At 37.0% G+C, this 16874-nt stretch carries 10 protein-coding genes and 1 tRNA gene; 1 reads left to right on the top strand and 10 read right to left on the bottom strand.

The features are described 5' to 3' along the window. Positions 1 to 89 precede the first annotated feature (89 nt). Positions 90 to 166 (top strand) — tRNA-Met (locus BTR_RS09070). A 1666-nt stretch (positions 167 to 1832) separates the two neighbouring features. On the opposite strand, the gene BTR_RS09065 is transcribed toward BTR_RS09070, so the two are convergent. The 10 genes from BTR_RS09065 to BTR_RS09020 form a co-directional block, all read right to left on the bottom strand. Next, positions 1833 to 4808 (bottom strand): type III restriction-modification system endonuclease, encoded by a 2976-nt coding sequence (locus tag BTR_RS09065; RefSeq protein ID WP_012232147.1) that lies wholly within the window; start codon positions 4806 to 4808, stop codon positions 1833 to 1835. An 11-nt stretch (positions 4809 to 4819) separates the two neighbouring features. Beyond that, positions 4820 to 6685, bottom strand: coding sequence for a site-specific DNA-methyltransferase (locus tag BTR_RS09060; protein WP_012232254.1), 1866 nt, complete (start codon positions 6683 to 6685; stop codon positions 4820 to 4822). 423 nt (positions 6686 to 7108) lie between these two features. Continuing rightward, positions 7109 to 8470, bottom strand: a complete 1362-nt coding sequence (locus BTR_RS09055; protein WP_012232253.1) for an MFS transporter — start codon at positions 8468 to 8470, stop codon at positions 7109 to 7111. Between the two features lie 404 nt (positions 8471 to 8874). Continuing rightward, the gene (locus tag BTR_RS13515; RefSeq protein ID WP_244393444.1) at positions 8875 to 9027 is read right to left on the bottom strand and encodes an abortive infection family protein; all 153 of its coding nucleotides are present in this window, start codon (positions 9025 to 9027) and stop codon (positions 8875 to 8877) included. Next, on the bottom strand, positions 9024 to 9629 hold the full coding sequence (locus BTR_RS09050; RefSeq protein WP_012232252.1) for a hypothetical protein: 606 nt from the start codon (positions 9627 to 9629) through the stop codon (positions 9024 to 9026). The genes BTR_RS13515 and BTR_RS09050 overlap by 4 nt, the downstream gene beginning before the upstream one ends. 711 nt (positions 9630 to 10340) lie before the next feature. Continuing rightward, positions 10341 to 11510, bottom strand: coding sequence for an MFS transporter (locus tag BTR_RS09045; protein WP_012232251.1), 1170 nt, complete (start codon positions 11508 to 11510; stop codon positions 10341 to 10343). A gap of 1595 nt (positions 11511 to 13105) precedes the next feature. Then, positions 13106 to 13606 carry a hypothetical protein gene (locus tag BTR_RS09040; RefSeq protein WP_038473943.1) on the bottom strand — a complete coding sequence of 167 codons (501 nt, stop codon included), beginning with the start codon at positions 13604 to 13606 and terminating at the stop codon, positions 13106 to 13108. Between the two features lie 9 nt (positions 13607 to 13615). Next, complete coding sequence (locus tag BTR_RS09035) at positions 13616 to 14770, bottom strand: MFS transporter (protein WP_012232250.1); 1155 nt, start codon at positions 14768 to 14770, stop codon at positions 13616 to 13618. Positions 14771 to 15606: 836 nt separating this feature from the next. Then, positions 15607 to 15849: a DUF2087 domain-containing protein gene (locus BTR_RS09025; RefSeq protein WP_038473937.1), complete on the bottom strand. Its 243-nt coding sequence runs from the start codon at positions 15847 to 15849 to the stop codon at positions 15607 to 15609. 480 nt (positions 15850 to 16329) lie between these two features. Continuing rightward, positions 16330 to 16719: a VOC family protein gene (locus BTR_RS09020; protein ID WP_038474672.1), complete on the bottom strand. Its 390-nt coding sequence runs from the start codon at positions 16717 to 16719 to the stop codon at positions 16330 to 16332. Positions 16720 to 16874 lie beyond the last annotated feature (155 nt).

Below are 16874 nucleotides of genomic sequence, written 5' to 3'. Positions count from 1 at the left end.
AAAACTTTTTAAGCGAAAAATATAAAATGGAAATCTCATGCGCTATACGCAGAGTAGACAACAAAAAATTCTTGTTTTAATATACATAACGCGGGGTGGAGCAGCCCGGTAGCTCGTCAGGCTCATAACCTGAAGGCCGCAGGTTCAAATCCTGCCCCCGCAACCAAATCAAATCTAAATAAAAAAACTATCAAAAATCTCAAAATAATATCGCTAAAAGCAAAAATGTTTGCGCATAAATGCAGTACCTACAAACAAGCTATGCACAGAGCAGGGGCTGCAAAAAGCACTAACTGGACTAAAGCCCCTGTCATGTTGCTGAAAGAGATTACGCTCAAACGAGATTGCTACAATCAAAAAATCTTACATCAATCTTTAATAATAAAATGAGGATACTGCTTTACTGATCAGAAAGAACAAACCAAGCTTCTTACCCTCATAACCAGTTGCTTTTGTATAACCTTAACATTACATAAAAGACAACCTCTTGCAAACCAGTGATGAGAGCTTGTTTGTCTCTTAAAGCAGACAAAGCGGCAAAAAAATGCTGACTTCAATCTTTCAAGGATGAAAATTTGCCAATAAAACGCTAAATACTCTATCTTCTTACAAACTAAAATATTTGCTCAATCGCAATAACTTCATGAGTTATCATGATGAAATACCCACCAAATATTTCTTAAACACTGATCTCTAACCATAAAACTCCTAAGAATTGGGGAAAACTCAATCATGACTGAAAACGCTAAAACATACAAAAATCCTTCTCTTCTTTACAGAACCTATACAGATGTGTAGGCTCTGCTCCAAAAGTCAAATGGTTTGCTGTCTTTATAAGATCTGGATTGGTTTTACCGATCGTTTGCGGTCTGATGAAAAATTAAAGGATGGGGCAGGTCGCGGGGAAAAAGAGAACAGAGGGGGAAAATATTCAATGTTGTTCGTGTTTTTGTATAGCAATAGCGAATTTTGTCGCCTATGGACGTTGAAACCGGCCTTAACTATGAGATCTAAAAAACATCAACATTGGACTTTCTCCCATGCCCTTATTGCTTCTTTGCATTGTTTATAAAATCCATATCCGTTGAAAAAGCGGTGAGGCAAAAAATCAAAACATAAATCCAGAAAAAACATCTATACATTCCACTAAACTGATGATCATAAAAAACACCGGATGTGGGGGGCGTTCGTGTGAACCTATCAATAAAAAGGATGGGGTAATTTGACACAGCGCAAGGTGTAGCAGAGAGGGATAAAAGTAAAAGATCACTATCGCAAAACCAATATCGTTGATGTGAGGAATGCTGTAGGGCTGTCTGTTATTGCGCTTATGGGGCTATCTTGCATTGAAACGTGTGCTTACTTTTGTGGGACCTCGAAAAACATCATCAGAAAATTCAATATTATAGATTCCAGAGAATTTCTCATAGCACAGAAAAACCATAACATGACAAACAGTGCAAGTGTTTGGGTATGCCAAATTTTAGAGCTTAAGAAGCCTGTAGGTGTGGAACTCTATGCATAAAAGGTTTGCAGGAACCAAATTTATGCTTCTCTTTCTTTTATGATATCTCCCACCTTATCTTATCTGCAGAGCCCACATCTCTATCTTCTGCACAACATGCTACCTTTTCCTTCCAACACTTTTGCATCATATACCGGAATTATCATCTTTCTCTGTCCGTGAGGTAGCTTTTGACCTTTGTTGCAATAGCAATAATGTTGGGAATTTTTACATGCAACCTCTCCATAGTAAAACCTAGACAAAACAGTAAAAATCTACATCTTTTTAAAGCTAGATAAAGGCAAAATCCTATAGATTCAACAGTTTTTCAAGTTGTTACTGTATTTTTTTGCGTTGCTTGATTGATAAAAGTATCATAATTATCCGAAACAATATATTGGGTATTTACTCCTAAAGCTTTAAAATGTTCGCGACCGCAATGGATTTTTGCTTTTTCTAGCTCACGCAACATGTCTTCAAAAATACTCCCTTTACTTTCCACAACAAAATACAGTTTTTCTTGTCCGTCTTGCTCGAATAAAACAGCCCAATCAGGGGTATATGATCCAAGGGGGGTATCAATTTTAAACCACTTAGGCAGTTTGGCATAAACTTTTATCTCTTCATTTTTTTCAAATGATTGTGCAAGATCAGATTCAATATCTGAATCATAAATAATATGATCATAGGCCGATTTATCGGATGCAATCATATTTTTATTCAAATATCCAATCAACTCTTCACTTTCAAAAAGCTCTTGTGCATAAAAATGTTGATCACCAATTTTGTAGTATTTGATACCATCAATTATAAAACGCTGCATCTCACGCTTGATAAGCCTTGTTACTTCGTCAATGAATTTTTGGGGATTGTTTTTGAAGTCATTCAAGCGCCCACTCTTGAGTAAGATATCAAGAATGGAGCATCTCTTAAGATTCGTTTCATTCTGGAGGTAACTTAAAATATCTGGAATTTGATAATCACGCACATCATATATATGAGTGCTTTCTTTACTTTCAGTGATGTTCACACCGGCTTTACTGATTTCAGTCTTTGCTCGAGTATAATTGAACTTTGTTTTGCTGACGATGAGGTTATTTTGAATGCTCGTGGCACACTTTTCAATAAGCTTATTTGGATTAAATTCCACATTATAGATAGTTTTATATTTAATACGATCCCATAATTCTTTAAATTCAGAACTTTCAAAAATAGCTTTGTTTAAGTATACTGTGCGTTTATCTTCATTGTTTTTAATATTTAATCCGCCAGCAACCTTTTTAAGAGTGGCTGTAATCGCTTCTTTTTGCGCTTCAAATTGTTGAGGAAGTGTAAGGCTATCTTCTTTCAGAGCTTTTTTTAGTTTGTCTGTTACTTTGCCGTGTTGGTCAATATATTGTTTTGCCAAGAAATTATTCCAAAGAATCTCTGAGGCTTTTGCACCAAGAAACACTTGCTCTCCGGTGTTTTTCTCAATGACGATATTGGCAAAGGCATGTTCTTCAATAATACCAAAACATATACCCTCTTCTTTTTCTATTTCCTTTTGCAGATCGTCGACAAAAGTTTCGTAGGACTCGTTAGCCATAACCGTTAGTGTATTAACCTCAAAACCGTGGACCCGTTCCCCATTCTGATTCACAGCAATACGAAGCCCGCGTCCAATTTCTTGGCGTTTTTTTATGGTAGATTTTGTTTCATTAAGTGTACAGATCTGGAAGACATTGGGATTATCCCATCCTTCTTTGAGAGCGGAATGAGAAAAAATAAACTTTAACTTAGAAGAAAAACTAAGAAGTTTTTCCTTATCTTTCATAATAAGGCTATAGGTATCTTCATCAGCTTTTGTAAAACCGTTGGTATCTTTAACACCATTCTTATCACCAGAAAAATAACCATTGTGAACCTGTGAGGCTAGACTATCCGTGTCCATTTCAGAAAAAAGGCTATGGTATTTCGGCTTTTTAATTGCCTTTGCATATTCTTCTTCAAAAATGAGAGCGTATTTGCCTTTTTGCTCCAAAGCAGTGTAGTCTCGGTAATTCGCTACTTTATCAATGAAAAAAAGACTAAGGACCTTAATTCCCATTGGTGTGAGCTTTAGCTCTTTATCTAAATGCTCTTCAATCGTTTTGCGGATTTGTAGTCTTTTGTACTCATCCTCATTCACATCACCAATCGCATGGTGCAGGCGAATAATATCTGGCTTACTGGTGAAGTCGATATATTCATTGCTTTCTTCGCAATAAATATCATTGATAACATAGCCATCATAAAGAGAGCGACCGCCAGATATACGAAGCAAGTCATCTCCTTGTTTTACCCACTTTTCAGTACGTTTAATCGTGTTTTTTTGCTGAATATCTAGTTCGATCTTGGCGCGGTGACCTTTCTTATTATCAACAGCCAATAGCTTAATATACGCTTTATTATGCCCATCTTTGACTTGAATAGAAGCAACCTCAATCTGTTTTACTAATTTTTTCTCATAGGCATCAATGGAATCTAGCTTATAGAGCATGTTATGTTTATCAATATGTGTCGCAGAGTATCTGAAGGTGCAAAGTGGATTAAGAGCTTTGATGGCTTCTCCTGATTTGGCGGTCGTGTCCACACTTTGCGGTTCATCAATAATCACAATGGGGTGAGTAGATTTTATGAAGTCAATCGGTACGCCTTGCATTTTATCATTCCAGCGGTGGATAATATTTGCGCTGGTCTCTTTTGATGGATCCGTAAAGCTTTTGCGGAAAGCATCAATATTGATCACCATAATTTGGATATAATCATTGCTCGCAAAACTACGGACTTTCTCCAATCGGCTGGAGTCATAAACAAAATAGTCAAAGGGGATATTATCATATTGCTCTTTAAAATGTGCTCTTGCCATTTCTAGAGTTTTAAAAACGCCTTCCTTAATCGCGATGCTAGGAACCACAATAATAAATTTCGAAAAACCATAACGTTTATTCATTTCAAAAATAGATCGTAGATATACGTAGGTTTTGCCCGTACCTGTTTCCATTTCAATGGTAAAATCAAAGCTTTTTAACTCTTTGGTTTGCTTTAAACCATTACGGAGTTGAATATTTTGGATGTTTTCTAATATTTCTTCAGGCAAAAGACGTAAGCGGTTGCCAAAGCCTATATCACTTTGCTGTGTTAAGTGAGTTTCAAATTCATTTTTGCTTAATGAAGGCATAGAGAACAGTGCTTTATCAAGTTCTTGACCCTCAAAAACTCCTACAGCAGATTCCCATGCACGACGTTGATGGTGTTGATTGGGGTCAAATTTAATTTTCATAGCTGTCTTCTCTATAGGCTTTTAACATCAGCAATACCATAGCGTTTTAGGCACATCAGAGCATTGGTTTTAACGATATCATCTTTAAAACTGTCATCTTTGAACACAACGCGCATAATATCCGGCTGTAGCTCTTCTTTAAGGGTGCCAATGCTATTGATGACATCCATATCGATATCTGTATCTAAGCAGACAATCAAAGCGCCATGTCCAATAATGTAGACATTTTTTTGGGCAAGGAGACGCATTTCTATGGAAACAGTGAGATCAAACCCATATTTGAGAAGAATTTCATAAAGCAGGTCTTCATTGGAACGATCCCGCTTGAGATAGTCCACAGCATTAATCAGGTCTGTTTCAAGTGTGTCGAAATCTGCTTCCCAGCGTTTGATATTCGAACTATCAAGTTTAAAAACCTTAAAACCTGTGTCAATGCCACCATTTTCATTGAAATCTAGTTGAGCACTTTGTTCTTCTTTGATTTTTTTCCCAGCACGGCGAAGACGCTCTTTGGATATTTCAGCAATATTTTTATAGCCCGCTTTAAAAGCTTCGGATTTTTCGTCTGTGGGCTCGGGTAGTTGCACTGAAATGCAACGCCGTTTGCCTCCATCCTCGGCATTTAACTGCATGACCGCATGCGCTGTCGTCCCAGAACCTGCAAAAAAGTCAAGAATGAGATCATCTTTGGTTGTAATCTGCTTTAACAATGTCGTTAAAAGAGATATCGGTTTTGAGTAATCAAATATGTTTCCATGAAGTATTTCTTGTATCATTCGGGTTGCTTCGGTGTTTAATCCAACAATGTCCGTCATAATACTAGAGAAAGGATTATAATTGCTTTTAAGTTCACTTTGAAATCGTTTAAGCATTGGCCGCTTATTTGTATCTATAGGAAATAAAACTTTTCCTTCTTTTATCAGTCGTTCCATGCTTTCGGGAATATAGGCCCAGACCCTATTGGGATTATAGGGAAAGATATGACCAGTTCTAGGATCAATAAGATCATAGGCTTGATTAGGACGCATTGAGGCATTCATTCCAACGGTTAAATTGTCCGCAATCCATGGTCCTCTCGGATCATTGTCAGGATTTTGATATTTATCAAAAATTTTTTTTCTTCCCATAAACTCAAAAATTCCGCTACGCTGATAGCAAAGTACATATTCATGATCTATGGAAACGTTATTTTCTGACATTCCTGATGGTGCACGGCGACGCCAAATTAATTGTGCAATAAAATTTTCTTCACCAAAGACTTCATCACATAATTTACGTAGATTATGTACCTCATTATCATCAATGGAAATAAAAATGACACCATCATCGCGTAGCAGGTTCCGTGCGAGTTTGAGGCGTGGATACATCATATTTAGCCAGTTGGTATGGTAGCGACCTGCACTGCTTGAATTTGTTCCTATTCTTTTGCCTTCGTTATCCAATTGCCTTGTCATTTCAAGATAGTTTTGTATACCGTCTTTAAAGTCATCTTTATAAACAAAATCATTACCCGTATTATAAGGAGGGTCGATATAAATCATTTTTACTTGACGGTGATAGGGTTTTTGCAAAAGTTTTAAAACTTCAAGATTGTCACCTTCAATGAACAGATTTTGTGTGGTGTCCCAATCTACACTTTCTTTTTTGCAAGGGCGTAGCGTTCCTGTACTTGGTGTTTGAGCAAGACGACTTGCTGCACGTTTCCCATGCCATGTGAAATTATAATGGTCTTCGTTTTTAACTAGGTAATTTCCTAAAAGTTCTTGCAGTTGGTCAAAGTTAATTTTTCCCTCTGAAAATATTTCAGGGAACAGTTGTTTCAACTGTTGAATATTTTGTTTCACGATATCCATGCTTTTGCTGTCTAGCTTTTTCATATTGCTCACGTGTTTTTTATTACCTTTTAAAGTTGTGCTGGGTGCTTTGTGGTTTTTTGTACTTTCTTTTATAAAATAATTTGCTTTTATATTGATTAAAATGCATTTCCTATTTTATTTTTTTGTATCAATTAGCAAGTGCAATTTTTGCTCTAATATTGCAATTTGTAAAAGACTATTTTTATTATTCCATATGAAATTTCTTATGTCGCTTACTTGTATTGAAAGTAATGATACGCTTTTTGATGTCTGTATAATAAGCACAAAAGATTTACAAAAATATTTTTTAAAATAGCTTGTGATTATAGAATTTTTAATACTTTGTCTGAGGTATGAGAATGAGGCACGTTGTTTTTCCCGACATAACAAATGTTCTATAATCTTGTCATCATTGCAAATGTTATGGTGTTCAAATAAAGGATCTCATAGATTTGCGCTCTTCTCTTTACGCGATAGAGAGAGTGTGAGGCAAAACAGTAAAAATGCAGCGATAGAGAAGAGGAAGAATATGAAATATGTTTGATTGAGGGAGAGGTATCCTTTTGTCAGTGTATGGAGCAAATAGCCAGCAAATACACCGCCTAAAGCACCACCTATTTGTTGTAATATGCGTGTGATCACTGCTGTATCTTTGACATATAAACTGTTGACATATTGGATGGGGGCGGAAAGGCATACAATGGTGGTAATGCCAAGCCCTACACCTCTTAGTAAGAATCCCAGCCCATCCATGCTTATCGTATAGCCAAAGCATAATATCCCAAAGCTTGATATCAGCAAACCAATTCCGATCATGAAAAAGGGCGTTTTTTCTTTCCATTTTTGATAAATAAATTTCCTGCCAATCCATGCACCTACTCCTTGTAGAGCAAGGAGGGCGCCGATGAGGAGAAGGCTCTTTTCATGGGGGGCTTCCGCGAGTGCTAAGGGGAAATAAACAAGAAAGCTATAAAAAAGAAAGGAAGCAATAAGCCCCATGATCATGAGCAATGTGTAGCGTACATTTGTAAATCCACTAAAGATGATTAATTTGTTTTTTGCTTTCTGATTAGAAACAATGAACAATATGAGAGAGATGACTGCTATCAGTGCTATGATAGAGAGGATGTTGTTGTTATTGATGTTTCTAGCTTCTGTGAGGTAAAAAAACGAAATAAGGGATAGGGAAAAGGTTAAAAATGCCAGTAAGTTAAATTTTGTTTTTTCTGTTTTGTTGGTTTTTAAATGTTTTGCTCCAATGGTGAGAGCCAAGAGAATAAGGGGAATATTGATAAAAAATAACAACCGCCAGGATACATACTGAGCAATTGAAGCGCCCACCAGTGGACCAAAGGCTGGAGCAAAAACCGTTGGTACGGCTATGGTTCCCATGGCTTGGCGCACCCGTGTCTGTCCAAATTGTAAGGCGATAATAGTTTGGCTTAGGGGCAATAAGAGACCTGTTCCAAAACCTTGAATGATACGGGCAGAGATCATGGTTTGAAAATTATAGCTTAATCCTACTCCCAATGATCCAAGCATAAAAATGCAGTTTGCAAGCAGCCAAGTTTTTTTGATTCCTATTCTCCCTTGCATAAAAGCGGCCATCAAAAGTCCGGGCACGGTGGCGAGAAAATAGGAGGTTACAATCCATTGTATATTATTTTCTCCCGCTGAAAAATAATGCGCAAGTCTGGGGAGGATGACATTAACAATGCTTCCATCGAGCAAGGGCAGTATACTGGAAATAATGACGGTATAAATGACATACTTTTCTGATTTGCTATAGGAATCTCTCTTTTGCATTTTTATGCCCCCTGCTGAATTCTTTAAAATATTTGCTCCCCATAAATCATAGGTTTTGAGAATGAATAACTGTTTGTGAGGACTGTGATATCGGGGTGAATGTGATGGAGAGAGCTGATGGTTTTCCCCCCAATGCTTGTTCCCTGATATTCCCCTTGAGGTCCCGCCCTTTGCTCCTAAATTAAACTATTGTGTAAATGGATCTTAGTGAGTTTATCGAGGAGTCTGTTTACTGTCAATTCTTTCTGCATAAGTGCAAAACAGAGCCTATACAAGCGTGTAGGCTCTGCTCCAAAAGTCACATGGTTTGCCGTTTTTATAAGATCTGGACCGATTTTACAGATCTGTTTGCGGTCTGATGAAAAATTTATGTGGGGCAATCTATCTCGTTATCGAGAGCATTTTTATGTTGTTTTGTGACGGAATTCTAAGATATACATTGCAAGGGCAGAGGCTGCATTAACAACTAAGCGCGCATGACGAGGATTGAGGTTGATTTTTCGAAAGCTTTCTTCCGAGTGACCATGGGCTGCACCTTGTTTGTTTCTTAACTTCATGGTGCCCTCTGCAATTCTATATATAGACTAGATGCGATCATTTTTAAGTCATTGACATCGAGATCTTTAGCTTTTTCTTTCTCCATATCTTTTGGACGAATCTTAGCATGCTCTGCGACTTGTTGCCATAAATCAGGAAGCGTACGGGCTGTTTTTTCATATGCGATAGAGTAGTGGTTGAGATAAGCTTTACAGGATGCCTCCAATAAATTTGCTGCATAGAGAACTGAAGCCATTGGATCGGTTTCTATTTGTTCTAATGCTCTCTTTGTTTCGGTTTCTATTGCTAACAGTCCGTTCTTTGCAACTTCTTTTTGCAATGCTTCTGTAGAGAGGAGACCAGTTTTAATAATATATCTTTCACTGTGATATTCTAATCCAATTTTCTTTAAAACTTCTAGAACTTGACATTGATCTTCTTTTAGCTGGGAATTCTTGTGAAGATAATTATAATGCTCTTTATTCATAAAATCCGTAATAAGATTGCTAAGGATTTCAATCGGTTCATCACATTCCATGTTGATGGCTTGGAGTTGTTTCTTGGTTTTAAAGGCTTTGCTATCCCCTTCTGTTTCATCAGGAGCAGATAATTTAAAAAACAAGTGATCTAACTCCTTAATCGTATAATGGTCTGCAAATATTTGCGGGAGTAGTCCAATGATTGCAGGAGGAATTTTGTTTTTCTGAGATTTTTTGCGGTGATGATAATTGCATTATATGCCCTTATAATATGAAAAAATAGTATATAAGTTTGTTGTGAGAATGCGATTTCTATTGCATGACCTGTGGTAAAAAGGTCGCACGGATATATTGTGTTTCGTATAAGAATTTTGCATAAGAAATACTATATCATGTTTTAAAAAAATATTTTTTTACTATTATAATAGTGAGGCGTAACGCTTTTGCATCATGTGTAATAGTATGCAAAAATATATGGTGAGGATAAAAAATTATCATTTTGTCTTATAAGGATGAAAGATAATTTTTGATTGAAAATAGCCAATGCGCATAATGCCTGAAATGAAGGCATAACCACAATATAACCTACACTAGAAATTATGGTGCTATCAGGCTGCCTAAAAAGCCCTACTATCCTACATCTGATACTGTTTTCGTGATTTGAGGTGCAAAGGACATGAAAATAAAGCTGTTTTTTATAAAGTTGTATAATGGTAAAAATAATGGATGCGTTCCGAAGCAATTATTTGATCTCAAGTGTCAATAAATGCAAAGAATCTTGCAATTAGTGCAATTCATTCTGGAAGGCTTATTTTTCTGTATGATGAGAAGATCAGACGTGAGATTGTTTGAATTTACCTTTTTGCTTTTTTCATGAAGAGCAGGAGAGAGAGAAAAGCAGCACTGAAAGAGGCAATACTCAACATTTGCCAAGCGGATAAACCAAAAAGAGCTTTGTTGTATAAGAGAGAGCCGAAGTAACTTCCTGCCATTCCTCCAAAAGCACTTGACAAACTCATGATGCCAAATGCACTAGCGATGAGGCGTTCATCTATGTTTGTTGCATCATAATCGAGGCGTATGCGCATAATGATTTCAGAAAAGGTAAAAAGGATGATTGCTAAAAAGAGACTAAGATAAGAATGATCAAGAGTGTGGAGAATAAAGAATGAGAGTGCAAAAAAAATAAAGGATAAGACTATAGGCATTTTGGAATTTTCCCTACAAGACCATCTTGAGACAGGTATTTGGAAAAAGATGACAATAAGAGCATTGAGGAGAAAAATGTATGAGGGGGCACTTTTCCCAAAAGTTTGGTCACCAAACAGGGGGATCGTGACTTCGAGTTGTATATAAAGAAAGGTAAATAAAAACGTAAAAAGTACTACACAAAGCATCGTCTTGTTGGTAAGCAGTTTTCGAAAATCAGAAAAATTTATTTTACTGAGTGTAGTGGTACCCGGACTTTCTTTTAATGTGCAGTTGAGAAGAAATAATAAAACAAAAATAAACCCAACGAGGCTAAATAATAGATGAGGATGAATTTTTAAAATGAGCATTCCAAGTAATGGGCCAATAGCTGTTCCTATGTTGGCAAAAATCGCTCTGGTGGCTAAAATATCAACTTTGTCAGTTTGAGAGACGTTTTTTACTAAAAAAGATTTTGCAGCAGGAAAATACATACTGCTTCCCAGTCCAATAAAGATGCAGGAGAGAAGCAGGATATAAAAATTATGCGTAAAACCAATGGTAAGATAGCCTGGTATCCGCATCGCTAGACCCAAAAGCATAGTTTTTTTGATATGGACATAATCGGAGAGTATTCCTCCGAAAAGGGAGCCTGCTCTTTGGCACCAAAAAGCTATTCCTATGATGGTCCCTACTTCTATTGCACTGAGGGAATGCAATTTGCTTAAGTAGATCGCCAAAAAAGGAACAACCATAAAGACTCCAACATTGCTCAAAAGGGTGGTGATGAGAACAAGGTGTACGCTTGCCTTGAAGTTGATAATTTTACGTAACATTTAATTTTTCCACCACAATATTTATTTTATTTGCTTTAGAGGGTGTTTTTAATAACGCTGTTTTTGCAACTATACCAGTGGTAAATAAAACCCTGGTATAGAGGTTGCTCCCATGAAGCTGAGAATTTTTTTTCCTGTAAGATGTGAGGTGTGAGGGGAGGCGTGCACTGTATATTTGGGTATATGCTTAAATGTTCCTGTTGTTTTGGCAGTGAGAAATTTTGACCTCTGTATTTTTTGAGTGTCTATTCTTTGCTAAAGCGTACAGATGGCTTTTCCCTTTTTGGAGATGCACATTCTAAAAATCCTTGGGAGATATTTTAAAAGGGAGATATTTTAAAAGCTTAGCAAAGTGCTTTACCAATTTGTCCTCTTGGCTCGCCTTGGATTTCTTTTAACAACTGCAAACCATACGTTTTGGATCCAATTCCATATGGCTCTTTAAGAAGGACAGGGTAGGAGAGGTCATGTTCTGCTTGGAAAGCATTCCGTTTAATAACAGTTGCTTGTCCTTTTATTGAGATCTTTTTCCAAAAAGATTTTTCTTAGCTGTGTTTTGTCTCTACAGATATTATTTGCATAAGCATTTGGGGTTTTACATTTAAAAGAGCAGAGACTTTGTTGACACTGGGTGCTCAAGTATCTGTAAGGTTGATAATTTCCGCATGATCAAATGTATCGCATTCAATAGCAGTAAGATATTTGCTTTTTATATACCTCAGTTCATAAAAATACATCTCTTTATTGTGGGTAAGGAGATGTCATTGAGTATCGAAATCTTCTTCTTCGATAAACCTAGCCAAATGTTAACGCTTCAACAAGGACAAAATCCATTCTTTATTTTATCTTAATGAGAATTATTTTGTAAAAAAAGTTTCAAATACTGTTTATTTTTTTGCCATTCAAAACGCGACCATGGCAATGCACGTTGTACGAATGCTAAGAAGAAAAAAACTATGAAGGAAAGAACAATGAACTATAAGGATTTATCTGTGAAGCTATAATCTCAACTTATTTAATTTCCACTCAATCATCATTAGGGACTATAGGGTATTCAGATGTTTGGACAAAGAGATTTTATTTAGGGGATTTTATTTTTGCAGAGCTTGAATATTGAATAAATTGAGCTTTATTGCATAAAGCAAACATGAAAAAATTGAGATTTATTGATTATATCTTTTATCAGATAAGAGGATGAGAGTGATGATAAAAGGACATTTCTTACAATATCGTAACGTGAATCAATAAACAATAAAACGCCAACACCATTTTCGCATTGATTGACTATAATGAGCTGAATATCCATAGCCGAAATATCGCAACCTTGAAGATTTAAGACATTTGTGAAATCGTGTACAGAAATTGAAGTTCCTATAATATTATAAAAAGATGGTGTTCTTCCTTTGAGGTGTAAGTTATGCCCACGGTAACCACAGTTACATGATTGATGATAGATAATCTGGACAATATTACCTGTGGCGTGTTCAAGTAATGGTGCATCTTCAGGATAAAAAACGGATACGATTAATTCATCATTTTCAGGATTTGATTTTACTTGAATGCGTCGTACAAGATGATAAACGTCACCACCAAGCTTAGAATACTGGAATCCTATTGGACCAGTTTCTTGAGTGGTAAAGCTTTAGAGGTTTTACCCTTAAGTCAGGGATTATATCTTTTATTTTCAAAAGAGATTCAGCTTGAAAGGCTTCTCCAAGATAGAATAGGTTTTTTAGAGATTTTAATTTTTGCCTCCGAGGGGTTATAATAAGTTTATCTGCAAAACTTGGCAAGCATATTATGGTATCGTGAGACAATTCTTCTATAGCTGAACTTAAAGTTTCAAGATCAACCATAGAGGCAAATGGATAATATGGTACTTTGAGAAGGCGACAAATTTCATGGGCAAATAAAAAACCACCCCATAATCCTCCGGCTGTGAGGCAATTGGCAACAGATTTTACAGAGCAATCTTTAAAGACAGTTTTGAGGTTCTTTGCCGCAGTGTGTGTTACAAACTCATAATTAAGCCATTTATGGCGAAGTGTTGTGGGCACTCTTGTTGTGCCACCGGTTGCAAAAATGATATATGACATTGGAACTCCTTACTTTTTCGTTTGTTTGAGGCAAAGGCAAGAGGCAAAAGCAGAGATACCAACAATCAGACAAAAAATGAAAGCGATATGCTGGTTAAAATAGCTGATGATCCATCCACTTGTCCATGAGCCTATCGCTTGGCCAATATTTGAAACAACAAGGATATAACTAAAAAAAACACTGGCAGAGAGGGGTGCAGTTGTTTTCCCTGCTTGAGAGTATATCTCTGGAATCATGACAGATTCATAGACACTGTAAGCAATTAACGCAGTCACAGCGGTAAAGACGCCACCCATGAGGAAAAATGAGGAGAAACTTCCCATAAGTCCTAATAGGTAAAAAGTTGATTTATCGGAAAGGCGAAGATGTTTATTGATTATTCCTTGCCAGATACAAATACTGATGCCAACAATTGAAAAGAAAATTCCACTATAAGGGGCGAGATTGCTGTCAAATTTATTGAGAAGTGTTGTGGTTGTGATAAAAACTCCCATGAGGAATGCACAAAGCAAAGCTGTGACCAGCAAATAAGCAATAGAACGATTATGCCCTATTGTTTTTAAAGAAGAAAGAAAAGGCTTCTTTGTTGTTTTGTTCTTTTCAACGGATGCGTTTTTGTGGGGGTAGTGATAAACAATTTGAATGGATAGAATGCAAAGATAACAACTAATGATGGCAAAAAAAGCCATCAAAAAAACTGATACATTGTATTTTATTGCACTCATTGCAACGAGAGGGGCGATAACGACAGCAGCGTTTTGAAAAAAGGAATAGAGCGTTAATGCGCGTTTAAGCGTACTTCCATTGAGATGTTCTGATAAAATTTCTCTCAAAAATGGCTTTGAAATTGCTTTCGAAAAAGCCGTTAAAGTAAAAAAGACCAGCCATGCAGAAGGTGTAAGCGATAGGATAACACATAGAAAAGCTATACTCCTTAAAATAAAGGCGGTAGCCATTAAAAGTTTACGCGAAAGTTTCTCTAATAAACCCGTTGTGGTTACCATGAGAATGCTTTCAAGGATTACTGATCCAGAAAGATAAAACGCAACATTTGCAGCAGTGATGAGAGAAGAGTTTCCAAGGAGAGGGAGTACAAAGAAAAAGGAAAATTCAGAAAGAAAAACGGCGCTATAGATGAAAAAAGTTATTTTATTTTTGCCCATGGAATTTCCATAGAAGTGTTGTTAAATGATCAAATACATTTTGTTGTATCTTTTGAGGGAGCTTTATGAGCCCTGTTTCCGCTGTACACATTTCGTTGAAATAGTATTCTTCCTGATTTACCAGCCAGTCCACTGCAAGAATATTGTTTTTGGTTTTTTCTACGATGTTTTTAGAAAGAGTGATCATTTCAGGATAGAATTTTTCCTTGCCATAGGTGCTTTATAAAAGTTTCTTTTGTTAGAATCATATTTTTGCTGCCGTGTGCAGCATTTCCCAGTGTTGTTGTTTTCTTGAGGTTTGTAGAATTTCATAAAAACAGCTTTTCTGATAGGAATAAAATATGACAGAAGAGGAATCGAGAAAAATGGTGTTTAATTTTTAACGCAAGCTCATCAAATAATTATATATTTCGCGTACATTCGCGCGGTTGCATATTGCACACCAAATCTCTCTACGCAAGACTTTATGGCACCCCTTAACGCTGGAGGATGTTGTAGCCTCAGAGAGGAAGATGAGATACAATCAAAAATTTCCCCTGATTGAACAAAAATATTGCATGCTGATGTTCGCGCAACAATCGGGAAAAACATTGAGACCTTGATCCCATATCTGCTTCTGATGATTTTGATTGTTCCTAATTTTCTTTGATCATCACTTGACATCCCGCGTTTTTGTTTCTCCCCATTGCATTTCTTACAGCAGAGGGGGCTCTCATCTCCATAGTTTGTCAACATATAAATGAGATGAATGATTTTATAAGTTTTTCATGAAGTTATATTTTTGCGTGTAAGGCTATGCGTTTTCTTGAAGTTTAGAAGAAGAACGATTGCGTTAATTAACCATCGTTCAATTTTTTTTGAGAGCATGCACTGATATTTTCCCCATGGCGTTGTAAAAATCCTCTCTCAACGAGGGGACGTCGTAATCTGGCAAAATCGACCGTAAAGAGTTTGCATATCTTGGAAATTTCCGTTTCACTATAGTTTTTTTCTTTTGAAAGTCCGGTCGCATAGTTTTTTCTCTCGTACGCGTGAAGTTTTTCACAAACACAGTGGTCTGATTTCCAGCTTTCCTTCATCCCAGCTTTCCTTAATCAAAGGGCGGTACGAGTGATGCTAGGCGCGTACTTCATTTGGCTTCATTCATTTAGAGTTGAAAATTGGAGAAGATTGCATTGAGAACCAAGCATTGCAACATCGAGAAGGCGCAGGGTAGGATTACGAGCGCGGGGATTGTAACGTGTACTGAAAGTCGTGAACGGGGGCAGTGGGAATGTTTAATATAGCTAGATGGTTCAACTACGACATCATCGTGCCGGCTTCTCGTCTTGGCTCCTATAGCGCAAGTTTTTTCAGGTCATGATTCACGGATCATGTAATAACGCTGACGGATTCTCAAGCCCGTTAGACCGCCTGTGGCAACAGGTAGGTTGTGGGGCTGAAAGGAATGGAACAGTAGCAAACGGGTAAAAAGTAAGCCTCTAGCGTCCATGGCTTATAGGTTTTGGCAACAGACAATTATTATCATTCAGTCGATTAAAAATCAAATTTAAGGCTTTTTAATCCAGTGGACAAACACGAATAATATGACCGTCGGGATCTTTGATGAGGAAGGTACGTCCAAATACGTCAGTATATGGTTCTTTCAAGACATTTATCTCAACGGTGGTTTGCTCTTGCCATTCCGCATATAGCTTATCTACGTCCTCTCCATGAGGCAACATAATGCCGATTTCTGAAAAACGAGGCACATTTTCTTCAGGCGTATCGCCTCCAGACCAGAGAGCAAAGAGTGCATCACCTGCAGCAGCAAATGCAACATAGCGTGGCGAGGTGAATATAGGCTCTTTCTTGAAGATAAATTTGTAAAAAGCGGTAGAATACTCTACGTTTGATACGTATACCAACTGTAGGTTTGGAGTAATAGGATAGGCAGGGATATTACTCATGAATTCTCCATGATTGAATAGCGGTTGCTTGACGTGATATACCGATATAATGCACCTTGATGTGTGTGCAACAATTGGGAAGAGCATTGAGACCTTGATCTCATATCTGCTTCTGATGATTTTGATCGTTCCTAATTTTCTTTGATCATCACTTA

It is taken from the genome of Bartonella tribocorum CIP 105476 (assembly GCF_000196435.1).
GTDB lineage: Bacteria > Pseudomonadota > Alphaproteobacteria > Rhizobiales > Rhizobiaceae > Bartonella > Bartonella tribocorum.
The sequence above is the reverse complement of the archived record's forward strand: the minus strand, read 5'-3'. Positions and strand labels throughout refer to the sequence as shown.

Bases quoted from the DNA above. Each gene is read 5' to 3' on its own strand.
- BTR_RS09065 (WP_012232147.1), bottom strand. From the start codon at position 4,808: ATGAAAATTAAATTTGACCCCAATCAACACCATCAACGTCGTGCATGG.
- BTR_RS09020 (WP_038474672.1), bottom strand. From the start codon at position 16,719: ATGAGTAATATCCCTGCCTATCCTATTACTCCAAACCTACAGTTGGTA.
- BTR_RS09055 (WP_012232253.1), bottom strand. From the start codon at position 8,470: ATGCAAAAGAGAGATTCCTATAGCAAATCAGAAAAGTATGTCATTTAT.
- BTR_RS09060 (WP_012232254.1), bottom strand. From the start codon at position 6,685: ATGAAAAAGCTAGACAGCAAAAGCATGGATATCGTGAAACAAAATATT.
- BTR_RS09040 (WP_038473943.1), bottom strand. From the start codon at position 13,606: ATGTCATATATCATTTTTGCAACCGGTGGCACAACAAGAGTGCCCACA.
- BTR_RS09045 (WP_012232251.1), bottom strand. From the start codon at position 11,510: ATGTTACGTAAAATTATCAACTTCAAGGCAAGCGTACACCTTGTTCTC.
- BTR_RS09025 (WP_038473937.1), bottom strand. From the start codon at position 15,849: ATGAAGGAAAGCTGGAAATCAGACCACTGTGTTTGTGAAAAACTTCAC.
- BTR_RS13515 (WP_244393444.1), bottom strand. From the start codon at position 9,027: ATGAAGTTAAGAAACAAACAAGGTGCAGCCCATGGTCACTCGGAAGAA.
- BTR_RS09035 (WP_012232250.1), bottom strand. From the start codon at position 14,770: ATGGGCAAAAATAAAATAACTTTTTTCATCTATAGCGCCGTTTTTCTT.